Source organism: Prosthecobacter sp., assembly GCF_044232965.1.
In the GTDB taxonomy this organism is placed as follows: domain Bacteria; phylum Verrucomicrobiota; class Verrucomicrobiia; order Verrucomicrobiales; family Verrucomicrobiaceae; genus Prosthecobacter.
In genome coordinates this window covers 166,345-184,359 of the sequence record NZ_JBIIKX010000004.1, presented here as the reverse complement: position 1 = coordinate 184,359, position 18,015 = coordinate 166,345, and the positions used below count along the sequence as shown (strand labels likewise).

The window sequence follows — 18,015 nt, the reverse complement described above, 5'->3', positions numbered from 1 at the left end:
GTGGCTGCGGGAAGTTCTCCGGCGACTATCCAGAGTTCCTGCTGGCGTTGCTTGGTTTGGCGTTGCTCAAACATGCAGGGTTGTTCTCATCACCCAGGAGGAGAGGTTTTTCAACAGGCTGTTAGCCGGTTCTGAGCCGCCTGAAGGCGGAACTACAGAACAAGCCGCCAGCGCCGTCGGCAGAACATCGAGCTGAATCACGGGATCATTCACCACGCGATTGCCGGGAATCGTGCCTTTCCACTGGGCCATCCACGTCACGCGGATGCCGCCTTCCCACACGAACCACTTCCGACCACGCAATCCCATCTGCTCGGCTTCGAGTGAGGCACCGCCGTTGTCGCTGATGACAAAGAGGAGCGTGTTTTCCTCCAGCTTGAGGTCGCGCAGCTTGGTCATCACCGTGCCGATGGCTTCATCGGCCTCGCCAATGAGCGCGGCGTAGCCTTGCTGGCGTTTGTCGAGGTGCTTGAACTTCTCCAGCCACTGCGGCGAGGCCACGATGGGCGAATGCACGGCGTTGAACGACAGATACAGGAAGAACGGCTTCTCCTTGTTCGCGTCGATGAAGCCGCAGGCCTCCTTCGCATACACGGGCGACGTCACCGGAGCACCTTCGAGCTCGTTGAGCAGCTCGCTGCCGCGATAAAACGACGGTCCTTTGCCCTCGCCGAGATTTCCGATTGTTCCCATCGCGAAATCAAAACCACGCGCCAACGGCATGAATTCGGGCGCGGTGTCGCCGAGATGCCATTTGCCCACGATGCCCGTTGTGTAGCCCGCAGGCTTCAAATGCTGCGCCATCGTCTTTTCGCTCAAAAGAAGCTCGCGACCTTCCCGCGTCGGATTCGCATCATGACCAGTCCGCGCTTGATAACGCCCCGTCATCAGCCCCACGCGGCCGGGCGAGCACACGCAGCCACTCGAGTAGCCATTCGTGAAGCGCACGCCATCCGCCGCGATGCGGTCCATGTTCGGCGTCGGTGCCAGTTTGCCGCCATAAGTGCCCGGTTGCGCCCAGCCCATGTCATCGAGGTAAAAGATGACGATGTTCGGCCTCGAGTGAGCGGAGAGCAGAGGGCAAAAAGCGAAGAGAAGAGCAAGGAATCGCATGGTGGCGCGGTGAACGATGTCGAGCGTGCCTTCTCTCCGGGAAGTTGGCCGCGTTTTCGAAACACGGTCGCTAAACAGGACGCTCCAACTTCTGCTTCAGCGCCACGAGCTTCTCCTTCATCGCCGCATACGACACCTGCTGCACGGGCAGGTTTTCAGCCACCGCCATCGACGCAGCAACGCCGGCGGACTCGCCGAGGATCATCCAGACGGGTTCCATGCGGATGGAAGTCATCGCGATGTGGCTGGCGGAAACGCAGACGGGCACGAGCAGATTCGTGCACTCACTCGGCTTCGGCGTGATGGCGCGATACGGGATCTTGTAGATGCCTTCGTGCTGGTCATCGAGGTAGAGCATCGAGAACTCGCCGCCATAGAGCGCCACTTTGCCTTCGTGCACATAGGTCGCGTAGGGCCAGTCATCCACGCCGTAGGAGGCGAGGCCGATGCTGTCAGCGGGATCGGTGCTGCCTTCGAGGTCCTTTTGAGTCAGGACGTAGTCCGACTTCATGCGACGGGCCTCGCGGACGTAAAGTTGATGCGGCCAGCCGTTGGTGTCTTCGAAAATGCCGCGTTGGAAACCGAACTCGAGAGCGGTTTGCTTGAACTTGTCCGGCACGCAGTCGTCGGTGCGCAGGAAGTGCGTCATGCCGCGCATGAACTCCTGGTCCGCTTTCCAAATGCGGGCGCGGGTGGCGTAATCGCCATCGGGATACGCCGCGTTGCTGCCGTAGTTCGTCGGGGCGAGCAGAGCACGCGCTAGATTGCCAGCACCCATGGAGTGAATGCGTCCGCCTGCTTCTTCAAAGAAGCCGAGCTTGCCCTTCATGCGGCGTCCCACGTCGATGCCAGCCTTGGTTTTGAAGCCGCGACGATACAACTCCCACTGCTTCGGGTCGTAGTGCTCCGGCGGGTCGATGGGGATGCGATCCGCATCTTTGCTGAACTTCCAGCGGAAGCCGTAGCCCATCGTCAGACGATCCGCGCTGCCCTCTGGCTGCGCTTTCATGTCTTGAATGAAGGGCAGCAGGCCGCTCTTCGCATCGCCCGGCGTCACATACGGGTCGATGTCATACACGGCGAGATTCGGCCGCACACCGGCGAGCGATTCGCCATACGCATCGCGACTCTCGCGGCCCCAGGTGTAGCTCACACCCGCACGAGCCATGAGATCGCCCTCATACGAGCAGTCGATGAAAACCTGCGCGGTGATGGTCATCGCGTTCGCTTTCGTCGCTGCCGCCACCGGGCAGCCCAGCGCATCCGGAGGCGCGTGATCGAGCGTGAGGCTGCGAATCGCCGCGCCATCCTTCTGCACCGCGCTCACGCGATGCTCATAGATCACGCGAATGCGATACTTCTTCACCAACTCCCGAAACACCTGCCGATACTGCGCATCGTCGTAGTTCTTCGACAGGATGCTCAAAGCCGTGCCACCCACCGCCTTCTCGCGTCCCCAGTCCACATGGCTCAAACCACCGCCCGTCATGCCGCCGAGCCATCGACTCGGCTCGATGAGCACGACGCTACGCCCTTGCTTGGCAGCCGTCACCGCCGCCATCACGCCACTCGCCGTGCCGCCGTAGATGCAGATGTCAGGATTATCGGCTTCCGCAGCGGATGAGAAACTTGGCAGCGTGCTGGCCGCTAAGGTTCCGGCGATGAAACGTCGGCGAGAAATGGGTGAGGATGTCATCGCTTGGCTGAATCAAAATGCTCAATCAGCGGATAGACGCGGCTGTTGAGTTTGCGCATCGCATCGAGCAAGGGCGTGTAAGGCTCATAACGAGCATTCAGGATGCCTTTGTTGCTGTCGCGGTTGGAGGCATCGGTCTTCGTATTCGTCGGATCGTTGTCCATGTATTTGAACCAATGCCAGCCGACACAGGTTTTCGATTCGAGCAAAGCGAGGGCAAAGTTTTGGTAGAAGGCACCACGATCGGCCTGCGTCCTCACCACCCAGCCGGCACCGCTGGTGTTGCCCATGCCGCTGTCCATGCCTTTGACATAGAACTCGGTGATCAGGCATGGCTTGCCGGACCATTCGTTCCATTGGCGCAGGTGCTCCTTCTGCGGGTTCCAGTGATCGTAGTAGTTCATCGAGATGGCATCACACCAGCGGCCCGCAGCCTTCCAAGCGCCGCTGGCATGCTTCGCAGGCCCGTGAAAGCGTGAGCCGAGGCACAGATGCTGCGGCAGCGCCTCACGAATGGCCTGCGTCGTGATGCGGAAGTAGGCGTCAAAGACATGCTCCACAAAGTCGCGGCGCAGTTCATCGGTGACGGTTCCTTTTCCTGTCATGAAGGCCTGCGCTGCAGCTTGCGTGGCACCACCGCGCTTCAGCATGCGATCCAGCATGTCCTTTTTGATGGGCAGCTCATTATCGGAGAAGACACCGACGAGCCACGGATCATCCTTCATCGCAGCGAGTCGTGCACGGCATTCCGTAGCGCAGAACTCGGCAAAACCAGGCTCAAACACCGGCAGCACATCGTCCGCATAACCCGTGTGACCGGAGTCCGCATGGGTGAGGCCCAGTTTCCTTCCAAAGCCGCTCATCAGACCCAATGTCACCGTGTAGGGCATCGGCTTTTCTGCCTTGCGGATCGTCTCGTGATCGGAAAAACCACCGCAGCCGTTGAAACCATGCACGCGGAGCAGATCGAGCGTTTTCGCGGCCCAGGCCTCTGGCGTTCCAAAAAGCTTCTCGAACGGTTCCTTAGCCGCCAGTTTCGATTCCGGCTTCAGTGAGCAAACACCTGCGAAGACAAAGCGCCCGCCCTCGGGATCAATCATCCACCAGCGCTCGCCGATCTTCTCCACGCGGAAAAAGCCTGTGGCCCTTTGTTTCTCCGCCGCTAATCCGCCGAAGCGCGTCAGCGCATCTTCGGACAAGGGGGGCACATCGAAGCTGGCTACCGTGCGAGTCTCACGCCCCTTCCATTCGGCGGAAACCACCGCCTTCGCATCGACCATACGCACGTCTGCCGCGTGTGCGGCCATCACAGGAAAAATCAGCAACCATGGGAACTTCATCCCGCCTGCATAGCACGCCTGATGCATCCTGCCCATCATGATCTCATGCGCTCGTGGCAGCCTAAGGCGGCCTACTTCCCTGCATACCCTTTCCACAGCCACTCCAGCGCCTGCGGAAGGATCTGTGACCGCGCAGGGCCGAGGCCGTGACCGACATTCAGGCAATAGACATACTGATAGGGATAGCCTTTGGCCTTCAGCACCTTCGCCATGCGGTGATTCGCCTCCACCCAGTCGTGCATGTCATCACGCATGACGTTGGGATTGAGAAGATCACGATCTCCCACGGCCAGATAGATGCGCAGCGGCTTCTTGGGGCTCTCCGGGATGAGTTTGCTATGAAAACCCCACGCGCCATCCGGTGTCTCGGGATTGAAAGGCCACTGCTGGTTCACAAAAGTGCCCGAAGTGGTCAGCACGCGATGATACAAATCCGTGCGATACCACGCCATCGCCAGCGCACACGATCCGCCGGAGCTGCTGCCCATCGTGGCGCGGCCTTCGGGATCCTTGGTGAGTTTGACGCCCGCATTCTTTTCCACCAGCGGCAGCACCTCGTTCTCGATGAACTCCGCATACAGGCCGGACATCGTGTCATACTCACGACCTCGCTCATGCCCCTGCGCATCGCCACCGCCGCTGGAGATCAGGATGGCGATCTGCACCGGCACACGCTTCTGGGCGATGAGATTGTCGAGGATGCGCGGCAGCGTCATGTCCGGCTTTCCGCGCGGTCCGTCATGTCCCACGATGAACGGAGCCTCTGTGCCCGCGACGTATTGCGCAGGCACATACACCGTCACGAAGCGCTGGTAGTCGATGGGATGTGTGTCCACGATGAGCGTCTTCGGGTTGTTCGGGTCCACGGTGCCGAAAACATCACGCGCGATGCCGGGATTGAAGAGCTTGCAGTCCTTCGACTCCATCACGAACTGCTTCACCACGCCCTGCGGCACGCCTTCCACCACCTTCGCCTCCGGCGGAGGGACGTAGTCTGGCCCGATGACGAAATCCCCGTCCACATCCACCGGCGCATTCACCCCCGGTTTGCCATCCAACCGCGTGAACTTCGGTGCCCCAGGCACATCAAACGGCCTCGTCGGCGGCTGCGGACGATCCGGTTTCTTCTCCTTGGCCTTCTGAGCGAAGGCTGGGAGTGCGAGGGCGGTGAGAGCGAGGAGGAGATGAAGAGAGCGCATAAGTCAGATAAGGAGAGCTGGGTGTAACTTATTTCACCTCAGTGACATCGACGACATCAAGCTGGATGAATTGCCCGTTGAAGGGCTTCGGCGCGGGAGCCACATCAGGCACGACGAGCTTCGAGAAATTCGTGATCATGTGGCCGTTTTGGCCGTCGCCGTGGAGGGTGAGGGTGGCTCTGCCTTCGATCTCGACGGTGGCGGTGTAGTCGATGGTGAAGATGCGATGACCGACCTTGTCATCGCGATTGAAGAAAAAATGCTGGGCGGGCGATGACACGCTGAGCTGGTAGATGTTGTAGGTCTTGTTGTTTGGCACGCCGCCGATGTAGAAGCGCTCGCCGACCTGCTGACCGTCCTTATACATCATCGGCTCCACTACGCCGCGAATGCGCAGGGTCACTTTGTAGCGCTTGCCAGCCTCACCGCCGAAGGTCTTCACGTCGGTGAACTTGTCGTTCGTCTTCGGGTCATCCGTCATGCGGGCAGAGATGCCATCTGCGCCGGGCTTCGGGTTCTCCGGCATAGGATCGCGGCATGGGAACTCGAAACGGTAGCCGTCGAGAGCCGATGCGACCTTCTTCAAGTCATCGGCGGCAAACGAGTGAGCAGCGAACAGGGAGGCCGTGAGGCAGAGAGTGAAACGGAAGCGGTTCATGAGGTGGGTTGGATAGAGGCGACAACTACCAACGCGCAACTAAGCGCCGCATTGCGTCACTTCCCGCCCTTGATGAACTCTTCGCGAGAAAGAAAGCCGTCCTTGTCCTTATCGAACTTGGTGAAGCGCTCCTTCGCCTCATCGCCGTTGGATTGCCGGGCGAGATACTCGTCGAGCGTGAGCTTGGCTTTGCCGGGGTAGAGGCGGTCGTAACGAACATCGCGAGGCTCGTCGGTGGAGGTGGTGGCGGGCTTGGTGGGTGATTTGCTTTTGCCTTTCGGTTTGCCGGCGGGATTGAGATCGGAACCAACGGGCGGCAGGTGTTTGATGAGCGTTTCGAGTAGTTCCTTGTGCTCGGGCTTGTCGGCGAGGCTGATGGTCTCGGTGGAGTCGGCTTGTTCGTCGTAGAGTTCGGTGGCAACGATTTTGGAGCCGTTGCGTTCACGCCAGAACGTGGCGCGATAGCGTTCGTTACGGATGCTGTAGCCCATTACCGGGCCTTCGGGAGCGCTGCGTGGGTATTGGCTGATAGCGACATCGGTGGCGGGTGCGGTGGGGTCTTCGATGAAGGTCTTCAAACTACTGCCGCCGAGGCCGCTCGGGATCGGCAGGCCGCAGACATCGGCAAGCGTGGGATAGACATCGACGAACTCGACCGGCGCCTCGCACTTCTGCCCGGCGGTTTTTGTTCCCGGCACGCTGATGAGCAGCGGTGCACGTGCGGCGATCTCGAAGTTCGTGTGTTTGTGCCACAGGCCATGCTCGCCGAGCTGCCAGCCGTGATCACCCCAGAGCACGATGATCGTGTTGTCGGCGAGACCTTCTTTATCGAGAGCGTCGAGCACTTTGCCGATCTGTGCATCGGTGTAGCTGATGCAGGCATAGTAGCCGTGGCGCAGTGTTTTCGCGAAGTCAGCGGGGATGGGATTCTCCTTCGGCACGCCGGGGTAAGCATGGAGCTCGCTGTTGTTGTGCCCGGCGAACTCGGGGCTGCCAGCGGGCAGTTTATCCGTGGTGGGCACGGGGATCGTGTTTGGGTCGTAGAGGTCCCAATACTTCTTCGGTGCGACGAAGGGCAGGTGTGGCTTCAAAAAGCCCACAGCGAGGAAAAACGGCTCGCTCTTCGATTTGAGCGCCGCGAGACGCTTCACGGCCTCCGCAGCCGTCGCACCATCGGGGAGTTGATCATCCTCCTTCGGGCTGACTTCATAGGCGGGGCCTTTTTTGGCGCTTTTGCCGTTCTTGCGCGGTTCTCCGCCTTCTTGTGGCTCGCTGTATTCTTCGGTGTTCACGTCATGTCGTGTCACGATCTGTTTGGTCCAATCCACGGGATCGGTATCGACGGCACGGCCTTTCGGATACCAATGCGGCTCGTTCCATGAGCGGCCATCTTCAAAGCCTGCGTGGTAGAGCTTGCTCAGTGCGGCGCAGTGATAGCCGTTGGCTTTGAAGTGCTGCGGCAAGGTGATGCAATCCGGCTGCGCCACGCGGAAGTGCGTCTCCAGGTCCCACACCTTCGTCACATCCGGCCGCAGTCCGGTCAGGATGGCGGTGCGTGACGGACTGCACACGGCCTGCTGGCAGTAGGCTTTGTTGAAAACGATGCCGCGAGCGGCGATGCGGTCGATGTTGGGTGTCTTGATGATCGTGTTGCCGTAGCAGCCGAGATCTGGTCGCAGGTCATCGACGGCAATGAAGAGGATGTTCGGTTTTGTGGCTGCTTCCAGCGAGGTGAGGGAGAGCAGGAAGGCGGTGAGGAGCGTTTTCATGGATGGGATGGATTTGAGGCTACTTTTTCGGCGTCTTGCCTTTGAGGATGTATTCCTCGCGGCTCACGAGGCCGTCTTTGTCGCTGTCGTATTTATCGAATCGCTCCGCAGCGGCGGCGGCATCGGATTGGTGGGTGGTGTAGTAGTCTCGGGTAATCTTGCCGGTCTTGGCTTCGTCGAGTTTGTCGAACTTGGTGGCACGCTCCTGCTCTTCCGCCGTTAGGGGCTTCGTTGGAGGAGCCTCGGGCTTCTTCATGGGTTCCTCGCCCTTCTTTTTCTTGTCCTTGTTCGCGTGACGACCGGTTCCGTCACCGCTGTCGGGAATACCACCCGCAGGATTCAGTTTCGCGAGCACGGCGGCGAGTTTGGCGCGGGCAGGATGATCGCCGGTGACGAGTTTTTCGGCGAAGGGGGCCTCGCACATGTCATAGAGCTCGTTCTTCTCGTTGAGCTTCCATTTCGCGTCCCGCACATACCACATGGCGGCGAGTTGATTGAAGACCCACTCGCGAGGAGTGCCCGCTTCGCCACGGAGTTGCGAGGCCATGCTTTGACCGTCGAAGATCGTGTCCTTGGGCAAAGCGCCGCCGGAGAGTTCCGCGAAGGTGGTGAGGAAGTCGGAGGAGTCGATCAATTCAGCGCTGACTTTGCCAGCGGGCGTTTTACCCGGCCAATTGGCGATCATGGGCACGAGGCCGCCGCATTCGAGCATGCTGCCCTTCATGCCGGAGAGGGCACGCCCGCCGATGGTGGACAGCGGGGTCTGACCTTTGCCGGTGCCGTTGTCGCCCATGAAGATGATGAGCGTCTTCTCGCGGAGCTTCAGCGCCTCGAGTTCGGCGACGAGCTTGCCGACGAGTTTGTCCATGTAGAGGATGTTGTCGCCAAAGAGGTCCTTGCTGTCCGCTGCGCTGTCGGGCGTGGGCTGGATGTCGCCATGCACATGCACCAGGGAGTAGTAGAGGAAGAAAGGCTTGTCCTGACTGGCTTTGAGAAAGCGCACGGCACGCTCGTGCATCAGGTCTGGCATGTATTCCTTCACGCCGAGTTCCTTCTCCTGGCCGTTCATGAGGTATTTCTCCAGCTTCTCCGGCTTGCGACTCCAATAAACGCCGCTGCCGTTGAAACGCAGGTAGTCGTCAAAGCCCGCCTCATCCGGATCGCCCGGCAATTGTCCCCATTTGCCGATGAAGGAGGTGTCATAGCCGGCGCTTTTGAAAACTCGCGCCAATTGCAGTTCCTTGTTCGGCATCACCATGCAGGCATCTTGATTGCTCGATCCATTCCGGAAGGCGTAGCGCCCCGTCATGATCATTGCCCGAGATGGCCCGCAAAGCGCCGCCGTGAAGCACTGCGTGAACCGCGTGCCTTCCGCCGCCAACTTGTCGAGCTGAGGCGTCTTGTAGTGGTCCGATCCGTAGCAACCGACATTCCCAATGCCGAAATCGTCGGCGAGGATGAAGATCACGTTGGGTTTGTCTGCGGCCTGAGTTTGGCCAAAGACAACGATGAGTGAGGAAAGGATGCTGAAGAGATATTTCATGGTTTCGGTGCTTCTGGAGGTGCTGGGGGCGCAGCAGGCTCGCGCTTCTTCGCACGCTCCATGTCTCGAGCCTTCTTCTTTTCTTCCTTGGTCATCTTCTTCGGCTTCTTCGCGGCGGGCGCGGCCATGTTGTAGCGCTTCTCACCGGCTTTGACGGGCTTGGCCATCTCCGCGAGCCAGGCATCGTGCAGCTTCGTCAGTTCGGCGACCTTCTCAGGCATTTGCGCGGCGAGGTCGTTGGCCTCCGACACATCCTTGCTCAGATCAAAGAGGCCCAGCTTGTCCTTTTCGCCCACGAGCTTCCAATCGCCGGAACGCACCGCCCACCAGCCTTCGTCGCTGCCGGAGCACCAGAAAAAGTCACGCGATGGAGGCTGGGTTTCGCCTTTGAGCAACGGCAGCAGATTGATGCCATCCAAAGTGGTTTCGGCTTTAGCCGAATCTCCTGCGACTGAAGTCGCAGCCACTTTCACTCCCGCTGCCGCGAGCGCGGTGGGCAAAATATCGAGAGATGTCACCGGCGACTGCCATTCGCCCGGCTTGAGCTGCGAAGGCCAGCAGATCAGAAACGGCACGCGGACGCCGCCTTCGTAGTCGGTGTGCTTGCCACCACGCAGCGGCGTGTTGTCGGCGCTTTGCGCCAGCGGCCCGCCGTTGTCGCTGATGAAGAAGAGGAGCGTGTTTTCCCACACGCCGCCGTCCTTGAGCGCGGTCATGACTTTGCCGATCGCATCATCCATGCGCTTGCCCATCGCGAGACGGGCATCGCGGTCTTTGTTGCCCGTGTTGAACTTCGCGATCTCGTCCTCCGGGGCCTGCAACGGCGCATGCACCGCATTAAAGGCCAGATAAGCGAAAAACGGCCCCGACTTGTGCTTCGTGATGAACGCCGCCGTCTCCTCGCCGAGTCGATCCGTGAGGTAACCCTTCTCCTTCACCACCTCCGTGCCGCGATAGATCGGATCATTCGGGTCATCGAGCTTGAAGTAGTCATGCGCCCCGCGACCGAGAAAGCCGAACACCTCATCAAAGCCGCGCAGCGCCGGACTCCACGCCAAATCGGGCCCCAAGTGCCATTTGCCAAACTGCCCCGTCGCATAGCCCGCTGGCTTCAAATACTGCGGAAAGAGTTTTTCATTCATCGGCACTCCGCTCCCTGCCTCGCCGCCCGTGTAGAGCCCCAACCGCTGCTGATAGCGCCCCAGCATCAGCCCTGCCCGCGTCGGCGAGCACACATGCCCCGTCACATAACCCTGCCGACAAATCACGCCCTGCTTCGCCAGCGAATCGAGATTCGGCGTTACGATCTCCTTCGGATGCTGCGGGTTAAACGTCACATCCGCATACCCGAGGTCATCCGCGACGATGACGACGATGTTGGGTTTGTCAGCCGCAAGGAGCGAAGCGCTGAGAGCGACGGATAAAGCAAAGAGTCTCATAGTCGCGCTGAAACGGCAGGCTTCGGCGGAACTTCACAAGAAAGGCGAGGCTATGCACCATTTTGCGAATGTAAGAGCGAAAGACACACTCAGGCACGAGACACACGAACTCAGTTCTTCCCAAACGTCTCACTCAGCACCACCGCGCGCAGGAGGTCTTTAAAGCCGGTGGAGTGGGTTTTGGCGATGGCGTCGATGGTGGCGCGGTCGGTGAACTCGGGGCGGCGGCCGAGGGCGTAGGTGATGAGCTTTTCGGTGAGGCCGCGGGTGAATTGCTCGTGGCGGGCAATGAGCAGGGCGCGGAAGTCGGTGACGTCTTTGAACTTCTCACCGGTGGGCAGATCGCCGCTGGGATCGATGCCGTGCTCCCTCGAGTAGCGCTCGCGCCAGCCGCCGATGGCGTTGAAGTTTTCGAGGGCGAAGCCGTAGGGGTCGATCTTATGATGGCAGCTCGCGCAGGTGGTGTTTTCGCGGTGCATGGCGAGTTGCTCGCGGATGGTTTTGGCACCGCTGGCATCGGGCTCGATGAGAGGGACGTCGGGAGGCGGCGGTGGCGGTGTGTAGCCGAGGAGTTTGTCCTGCACATAGACGCCGCGGACGACGGGCGAGGTATCCACGCCATTAGCGGACGCCGTGAGGAAGGAGGCGTGCGTTAGAAGGCCGCCGCGTTCGCCTTTGGGCAGCGTGACTTGGCGCAGTTGCACGCCTTCGACGGGCGGCAGGCCGTAGTGCAGCGCGAGTTCGCGATTCACGAAGGTGTAGTTCGCGGTAAGGAACTCGCGTGGCGGCAAGTTTTTGTCGAGGATGTGGCGGAAGAACATCTCGGTCTCGGCGCGCATCGCGGTGTCGATGTTGTCCTGATAGAACCGGATGAAGTCGGTGGAAACGGGCATCTCGCCGATGTGATCCAGGTTCAGCCAGAGGCGGATGAAGTTCTGCACGAAGCGCTGTGATTTCGGATCAGCGAGCATGCGATCCACCTGCACGCTGAGGGCGGCGGGCTCGTGCAGTTTTCCGGCGGAGGCGAGCTGGTAGAGCGCCTGGTCCGGGATTGATGACCACAAGAAATACGAAAGCCGTGAGGCGAGGGCGAAATCGTTCAGTTTTCCGGTGCCGTCATGCACGTGAAGAAATGCGGGCGAGCAGAGAATGGACTGAAAGCCGAGTTGCAGTGCTTCCAGCGGCTTCGTGCCAGTGTTGAGCTTGGTGGTGACCAGTTTCTCGATGGGGGCCAGTTCGCTTTCACGCAAAGGACGGCGGAAGGCGGTCGCAGCGAAGAAACGCAACCGCTCGGCGATGCTGGTGCGGGTGATCTGGTCGGGCGTGAGCTTGCCGTAGAGCAAGGTGTGCCCCGAAGGCGGCCACTGCTCGAGTTGCGGGCCTTGGACCTGCATTTCCCAGAGGCGCAGTTTCGGGCCGCGATAAGCCTTGAGCATCGCCGCTGCGACTTCGCCCTTTCCGAGTTTTCCCTTCGGTTTGAACTCGGGATAGTCTTTCGCGTGCATGGACAATCGGCGCGCCAAGTTTTTGGCCTTTCCGGTGCCATTGCGGAAGCGCACCTCGGGTTCTTCACCGCGATCGAGATAGACGGTCCACTCGAACCACTGCGGCTTTTCGCTGGTGAGTTCCACCACAGCGAGCGACCGCTCGGCTTTGAGGTTTCCCGTTTCCTCGTTGCCGCCACCGCGGATGACCGCGGCGATTTCCATCACGATGGGATCGCCGCTGCGGATTTCGTTGAGGAACTTATAGGGGTGCTGAAGATCCACCGCCGCAGCCTGCACGCGGATGGTGTAGCGCCCGCTCTGCGGTGCGCCGCCGCGTGCGAGCGGCTCGAATCCAATGTGACCGCCGCGATAACCTCGCGCGAAGAGATCATCGTAGCCCGTGTCTGAGATCCAGCGGTAGCGGTCGGGGTGGAAAATCTTCGGCAGGTCGCGGTGTTCCTTTCCATCGAAGTAGAACGGCGACTTCTGCGCGTAGGCCTTCGACTCGGGCTTCGGGCCGAACTGCGTCGCACGCTGGATGGCCTCCTCGGCAGCGGCGAAGTAGTGATCGAGCAAGATGCCAGAGGTCACCTGCGCGGCGCTGTTGTTATCAAAACCTTCGGCACGCACTTCCGACGGAAAACCGGTGGTCGGATCCCATGCCTGAACGTTCAGGCCCATCAGATCGCCGATGGTGTTTCGATACTCGAAGCTGTTGAGCCGGCGCAGGACCGTGTGTGTGCCGGTGGCCTTGAAACGTTGCGTGGCATCGGCAATCGATTGCGTGATCGCATCGACCGCGGCGAGCAACTCGGCCTTCGGCGGCTGCTTCTCGTCCTCGGGCGGCATCTCGCCCTTGTTGAGCTGATCGAGGATCTCCTGCCACACCATTGCGTCATCAGGAGTCTGGATCGTGGTCGTCAGATCGTCGAAGCGGCGGTCACCCTTCTGCTTGTCCGCGCCGTGGCAGTTGATGCAGTAGGTTTTGAGAAAACCATCACGCAGAGGCGCGGAGAAGCAGAGCGATGGAATGATGGCCAGAGCTGCAAGCGTCACGCGACGGACGATGCGCTGATCATTGCGATGCAAATTCATGAAAAGTGTCCGGTGAATGAGTGGATGTTTGCCTTGGTGCCTCTTTCTCATCACCCGATCTTCATCGGCGTGAACGTCCCGGTGCTGCGACCGAAGCGCTCGCGCTCCACGCCGAACCACTGGAGCGTGGACAGCCAGAGATTCGACAAGGGGACGCGCTTGTGATCGTCCGCCGGGCACATGAGATGGCCCTGATGCTTCAATCCGCCACCGGCGAGGATCACGGGCAGATCGCGGTTGGAATGAGTGGAGCCATTGCCCATGCCGCTGCCGATAACGACGAGCGTGCTGTCCATCAAACCCGCCTCCTTCAACTTGCCGAGCAAATGCGCGAACTGCGTGATGAGATACTTCTCCACGATCTGCAACTGCGTGAGCAGGCCCGCCTGCTTGCTGTGATGCGAGAGACCGTGGTAGCTGCCGACATCGAGGTCCTGCGTGTGGAACCCGAGCGGGACTTCAAAGGTCGCCACGCGTGTCGAGTCGGTTTGCAGCGCCAGCGTCATCAAATCCATGAACAGCGGGATTTCCTCGATCTGCATCCGCTCTTCATCCTCGACCGCCTTGATGGGCGACTTCGGCTTCGGCTTGTCCAGCCAGGCATCGGACATCTGCAAGCGACGCTCCACATCACGCACGGAGGTCAAATACTGATCGAGCTTGCTGCGGTCGGATGCGTCCAGATTGCCCGCCATGAGTTTGGCCGACTCGCGCAAGGCATCGAGCACGCTGGCGCGATTCGACAACCGTGTGCGCTCCGACGCCTTTTCGCCCGCTTCTGCCTCGACAAACAACGCCTCAAACAACCGCGCGGGACTGTTCACCGGCGGAAGATGCACGCCCGCACGGTTCCAGCACATGTCGGTGCCTTCGCCGATGGCCGCGGTGATCGAGGGATACCGCGTGCCCGAGCCGACATGTTCCGCAGCTACCTGATCGATGGTGATGTTCTTCTCAGGAAACCCGGCCGATTCGTCCTTCTTCACGCCCGAGAGGAAAGTATGCACCGCACCGTGACCGCCCTTGGCGCCGTGATCGAGATGCGAGAACACCGTGAAGTCGGAACGATGCGCCTCCAGCGGAGCCAGCGTTTGGCTGAGTGCGTAGTCACGACCTTCTGCCGTCGGAAAGAACCCGCCGGGCCAAAAACCGAGATGATTGCCGATGCAGATCAATCGCCTCGGTGTGGCAGCCGGAGCCGCAGCCGCGAAGCCAACATTGAGGCTCTCGAAAGCCGGAAGCGCGAGTGAAACGCCTAGTCCGCGGAGGAAGTGACGACGGTCCATGACAGGTGTGGATGATGTTTTCATGAGTGGAATGCTTGGAAGCTCACAGCTTCACGTTTTGCTGTCCGGATTCGGCCTTCGGCTTTGGTTCCAAAGCAGTGAGGGTTTTTTCGCCGGGTTTGTCCGCGCCGATTTTGATCGTGTGTTTGCCTGCGGAATAGACACGCGGGTGAAAACGGCCTCCTTGAGCGCGGACGGTGTAGAGAATGTCACCGGTGGCGTCCTCGATGACTTGCACGACGGGGCTGGCTCCGTTTTCAAAGACGAGCTCGGGCAACCAGCCGAGCGCGTCGCGGCCATCGTTGCTCTCCATCGAGACCGTGATGGGCCAGCCGGGGAACTGGGCCTTCGCATCGGAGAAACGCGGCCAGCATTCGAAGGTGATCTGTCGCGTCTTTTTGTCGAAGCGAGCGATGCCGTAGCCATCGGCGCGCTGGCGCTCATCGTTGATGTCGGGCGGGTTCGCGTAGGCGAGCATCGAGAGCTTGTTGCCGAGACCGTCTTTGAAATCGCCCGTCCATGGCAGCGGGCTGCCCGGCACGGGATTCGGGCCGGGATTCTCATCGAGCGGATGCCACCAGCGGCCGTAGGTCGTGTTTACCAAAGCGGGGCTGGTGAACGAATACGGTCCATCACCGTGCTCGCGGATGCCTTGCTTCGTGACGACGGCGAGATGTTGATCACCGCACAGATGCACGGCCCAGGCGCGGCGGATTTCTTCGAGTGCGCGATTGCGCGGCGTTTGCGGCCAGCCATTGCAGTCGAGATCGGCCAGCAAGCGCTCGTCCTTCTTGCCATGCATGTGCACGGCACCGCAAAAGGACGTCGCGGAGAGCACGGCCTTCATTTCGCACCCGGTCCAGTCCTGCGCCCAGTCGCGCAGGAATTTCTCCTGGCGCTCGCCAAGCAATTGCAGGCCGGGAAGGTCCACGGTCTTCGGGTCGTAGGCGGGATCATTGATGTGATCCGGCCGCGGCCCCATCACGGGGATTTTGCCAAACGGCCCCGATTTGAATTTGCGATCCTCAAGAATGGCAAAGTCCACGCCACCGACGCGCAAGCGGGTGAAATAGACCGTGATGCCGCGCTCGACAGGTGCTGGATCGACCGGATCGGGCAGATTCCACGCCTGCTGACGCTGCACCTGGTTCACATACTCCGGTGGATAAAGGAAGCCGCCATCACTGCCGTCTTCGCGCAGACACTGCTTGCCATTCTCGCCCCAGAGATTCGGCTGGCCGACATCGTGGTCATCGGGGATGCAAATCGTCGGACGGTCGCGCATGACATCGCGGAATTGAAGCCCGAACTCGATCCAGCCCGCGGTGTGCTCGGTGTGGCGATAGGTCTGATCACCTGCGAAGAAGAGCAGATCGGGATTTTGTGCCCGCAGATGCTCGACGATCTCCGGTCGCAATCCGCCGGTGCGGCTGGAGTTGCACGACATGTTGGCGATGACGATCTCGTTCTTGTCGATGGGATCACGCCGGATCAAGCCCTCAAACATCGCCTTCTCGCCGTGGCGAACGCGATAGGCGACGTTCTGCTTGGCATCCCATTTCTCGATGCGGAAATGCGCGCTCCAGCCGGGATAGAGAATCGCTTCTTTGGTCACCTCCACCCATGCGCCATCGCGTTGAAACTCCAGCCTCGCCTCTCGTGCCTCATCGGGCTTAAGCGGAAAAAACTGCGCGGTCAGCTTCAGCACGCCATGGTCATGCGTGTAGAGCGCAAAGGCCACGACTTCATCTCGCGACACGTTCATCGCAGGCGGCAGCGCGGCCTTCTTCGCTGATGGTGCCTTGGCATTCCACCACTCGCCGACCGCGAGGGAATCCAACTTCGAATAAGCCTCGCCATACGGCAGTGCAGCCTCCGCCGCCGTGAGTGACGAGGTGGAACCGCGCCAGAAGAGCAAGGGTGTGAGCTTCAGGAGAAAACGACGGGTGAGGTTCATGGATGAATCGCAGACTACAGGACCACGCGGTGCAGGAGCTTTCCGCGCGAGTCGAAGTGCTCGAAAACGAGTTCGTCACCGGCGGTGATTTGCAGAAAGCCGCCTTGGGGCGTGGCTGAGGTGTATTCTTGCTTGATCAACGCCTGCGGGTCGGAGCCGTTCTTCGCTCCTGGGGCCACGCCCATGCGGGCGTTCTCATCATTCAGCGCACCGCAGGCAAACTCATGGATGCCCGACGGATGAATGCTGTGATACTGCCAATGGCGGTCGCCGCAGACGAGCGTGAGGTTTTCAATGTTCTTTTCCTTCAGCCAGGCAAAGAATGCGTCGGCCTCATGGCGGAAGCCGCTGAGATCGGCGTGGTTGTCGATCTTCTTCAAATCATCGGGACCGACCATCGGCGTGGGCGAGATGAGGATCTTCCATTTCGCATCACTCGCCTTCAGGGTCGTTTTCAACCACTCGCGTTGTTCTGCACCCCAGAGCGATTTTTCAGGGCCATCGGGCATTGCATTCGGTGAGCGGTAGTCGCGTCCCTCGGTGAGCCAGATTTGAAGATCCTTGCTGACTCGATGCGTGCGGTAGCTGGGCTTGTCACCGCCGGTAACGACTAGCGGCAATTGCTCGCGAAACATGTCGATGCCGGTTTTAGGCAAAGGCAGCGCATCGGTGGTGTTGTCGGACTCGTTGAAGCGGAAGTCGTGATCGTCCTTCGACCAGTAGGCCGGCACGTGGCGGAAGAACTCGATCAGGCGCGGAAAGCGGAACTGCTCATGCCAGCACTGGCGCAGTTGCGGAACGGTCTTCGCCACTCGCAGCGGGTTGTCGTAGTAAACGATATCGCCCGTGCCGACGAAGAAGTCGGGGCGCAGTTTCTGCATGGATTCAACCGAGGGGAAGCCGAGGCGCTTGTCCTCTTCCGTGGCCGTGAGCGGCCCGCTGGCCTTGCCGCGCTTGCCATGCATGAACTTGTTGTAGTTCATGCAACTGCCCACGATGAAACGCACGGGCGTGTCAGTCTCGCCACCAGGCAAGGTCTTGAACGAACAACTCGGCCCGGGCTGTGCCGCTGCCTCCGTGCCGCCAAACACAGCGCGGTAGTGATACGTGGTGCCAGACTTCAAATCGGCGATCTCGGCACGCACGATGAAGTCATGCTGGTCCGTCGCCGGCTGGAAGGGCGTGCGGCGAGCCTCGCGGAAGTCCTCATGCTTGCTCCACTCAAAACAGACCACGCCTGCGGCTCCAGGCAGGTCACCCTCGGCGTTGAGTTCGCTTGCCTGCGTCAATCGTGTTTGCAGCAAGGCGCTCGCATCGGTGATTTCACCGGACATCGTTCCTTGGCCGAGAAAAAGCCGGTTTGGGCCGGATTCGGCCGCGAGCAAGCCAAAGCCACGCCACGCGAGCAGCGGAGACAGTTTCATCAAGAATCG

General features: G+C 60.3%; 12 protein-coding genes. All 12 read right to left on the bottom strand.

What is annotated here, in order from left to right; all coding sequences use genetic code 11:
* Positions 1-66: 66 nt before the first annotated feature.
* The 12 genes from ACILSI_RS03470 to ACILSI_RS03415 all read right to left on the bottom strand — a co-directional run bounded on the left by ACILSI_RS03470 (position 67) and on the right by ACILSI_RS03415 (position 18,006).
* A complete protein-coding gene (locus ACILSI_RS03470; protein ID WP_395720450.1) occupies positions 67-1,113 on the bottom strand; it encodes a sulfatase-like hydrolase/transferase in 1,047 nt (348 codons plus the stop codon).
* 70 nt (positions 1,114-1,183) lie between these two features.
* Positions 1,184-2,809 carry an FAD-dependent oxidoreductase gene (locus ACILSI_RS03465; RefSeq protein WP_395720449.1) on the bottom strand — a complete coding sequence of 542 codons (1,626 nt, stop codon included), beginning with the start codon at positions 2,807-2,809 and terminating at the stop codon, positions 1,184-1,186.
* Positions 2,806-4,116 carry a hypothetical protein gene (locus tag ACILSI_RS03460; protein ID WP_395720448.1) on the bottom strand — a complete coding sequence of 437 codons (1,311 nt, stop codon included), beginning with the start codon at positions 4,114-4,116 and terminating at the stop codon, positions 2,806-2,808. The genes ACILSI_RS03465 and ACILSI_RS03460 overlap by 4 nt, the downstream gene beginning before the upstream one ends.
* A gap of 104 nt (positions 4,117-4,220) precedes the next feature.
* On the bottom strand, positions 4,221-5,348 hold the full coding sequence (locus ACILSI_RS03455; RefSeq protein ID WP_395720447.1) for an alpha/beta hydrolase: 1,128 nt from the start codon (positions 5,346-5,348) through the stop codon (positions 4,221-4,223).
* A gap of 28 nt (positions 5,349-5,376) precedes the next feature.
* On the bottom strand, positions 5,377-6,006 hold the full coding sequence (locus ACILSI_RS03450) for a hypothetical protein (RefSeq protein ID WP_395720446.1): 630 nt from the start codon (positions 6,004-6,006) through the stop codon (positions 5,377-5,379).
* Between the two features lie 56 nt (positions 6,007-6,062).
* Positions 6,063-7,775, bottom strand: coding sequence for a sulfatase-like hydrolase/transferase (locus ACILSI_RS03445; RefSeq protein ID WP_395720445.1), 1,713 nt, complete (start codon positions 7,773-7,775; stop codon positions 6,063-6,065).
* Between the two features lie 19 nt (positions 7,776-7,794).
* The gene (locus ACILSI_RS03440) at positions 7,795-9,318 is read right to left on the bottom strand and encodes a sulfatase-like hydrolase/transferase (RefSeq protein ID WP_395720444.1); all 1,524 of its coding nucleotides are present in this window, start codon (positions 9,316-9,318) and stop codon (positions 7,795-7,797) included.
* Positions 9,315-10,757 carry a sulfatase-like hydrolase/transferase gene (locus tag ACILSI_RS03435; RefSeq protein WP_395720443.1) on the bottom strand — a complete coding sequence of 481 codons (1,443 nt, stop codon included), beginning with the start codon at positions 10,755-10,757 and terminating at the stop codon, positions 9,315-9,317. The genes ACILSI_RS03440 and ACILSI_RS03435 overlap by 4 nt, the downstream gene beginning before the upstream one ends.
* 110 nt (positions 10,758-10,867) lie before the next feature.
* Positions 10,868-13,339, bottom strand: coding sequence for a DUF1592 domain-containing protein (locus tag ACILSI_RS03430; protein WP_395720442.1), 2,472 nt, complete (start codon positions 13,337-13,339; stop codon positions 10,868-10,870).
* Positions 13,340-13,389: 50 nt separating this feature from the next.
* Positions 13,390-14,649 (bottom strand): DUF1552 domain-containing protein, encoded by a 1,260-nt coding sequence (locus ACILSI_RS03425; RefSeq protein WP_395720441.1) that lies wholly within the window; start codon positions 14,647-14,649, stop codon positions 13,390-13,392.
* A 19-nt stretch (positions 14,650-14,668) separates the two neighbouring features.
* On the bottom strand, positions 14,669-16,582 hold the full coding sequence (locus tag ACILSI_RS03420; RefSeq protein WP_395720440.1) for a metallophosphoesterase family protein: 1,914 nt from the start codon (positions 16,580-16,582) through the stop codon (positions 14,669-14,671).
* 14 nt (positions 16,583-16,596) lie between these two features.
* Positions 16,597-18,006, bottom strand: coding sequence for an alkaline phosphatase D family protein (locus ACILSI_RS03415; RefSeq protein ID WP_395720439.1), 1,410 nt, complete (start codon positions 18,004-18,006; stop codon positions 16,597-16,599).
* Positions 18,007-18,015 lie beyond the last annotated feature (9 nt).

Coding starts and splice junctions, on each gene's coding strand:
- ACILSI_RS03455 (WP_395720447.1), bottom strand. CDS start 5,348: ATGCGCTCTCTTCATCTCCTCCTCGCTCTCACCGCCCTCGCACTCCCA.
- ACILSI_RS03450 (WP_395720446.1), bottom strand. CDS start 6,006: ATGAACCGCTTCCGTTTCACTCTCTGCCTCACGGCCTCCCTGTTCGCT.
- ACILSI_RS03440 (WP_395720444.1), bottom strand. CDS start 9,318: ATGAAATATCTCTTCAGCATCCTTTCCTCACTCATCGTTGTCTTTGGC.
- ACILSI_RS03460 (WP_395720448.1), bottom strand. CDS start 4,116: ATGGCCGCACACGCGGCAGACGTGCGTATGGTCGATGCGAAGGCGGTG.
- ACILSI_RS03415 (WP_395720439.1), bottom strand. CDS start 18,006: ATGAAACTGTCTCCGCTGCTCGCGTGGCGTGGCTTTGGCTTGCTCGCG.
- ACILSI_RS03435 (WP_395720443.1), bottom strand. CDS start 10,757: ATGAGACTCTTTGCTTTATCCGTCGCTCTCAGCGCTTCGCTCCTTGCG.
- ACILSI_RS03425 (WP_395720441.1), bottom strand. CDS start 14,649: ATGAAAACATCATCCACACCTGTCATGGACCGTCGTCACTTCCTCCGC.
- ACILSI_RS03465 (WP_395720449.1), bottom strand. CDS start 2,809: ATGACATCCTCACCCATTTCTCGCCGACGTTTCATCGCCGGAACCTTA.
- ACILSI_RS03470 (WP_395720450.1), bottom strand. CDS start 1,113: ATGCGATTCCTTGCTCTTCTCTTCGCTTTTTGCCCTCTGCTCTCCGCT.
- ACILSI_RS03420 (WP_395720440.1), bottom strand. CDS start 16,582: ATGAACCTCACCCGTCGTTTTCTCCTGAAGCTCACACCCTTGCTCTTC.
- ACILSI_RS03445 (WP_395720445.1), bottom strand. CDS start 7,775: ATGAAAACGCTCCTCACCGCCTTCCTGCTCTCCCTCACCTCGCTGGAA.
- ACILSI_RS03430 (WP_395720442.1), bottom strand. CDS start 13,339: ATGAATTTGCATCGCAATGATCAGCGCATCGTCCGTCGCGTGACGCTT.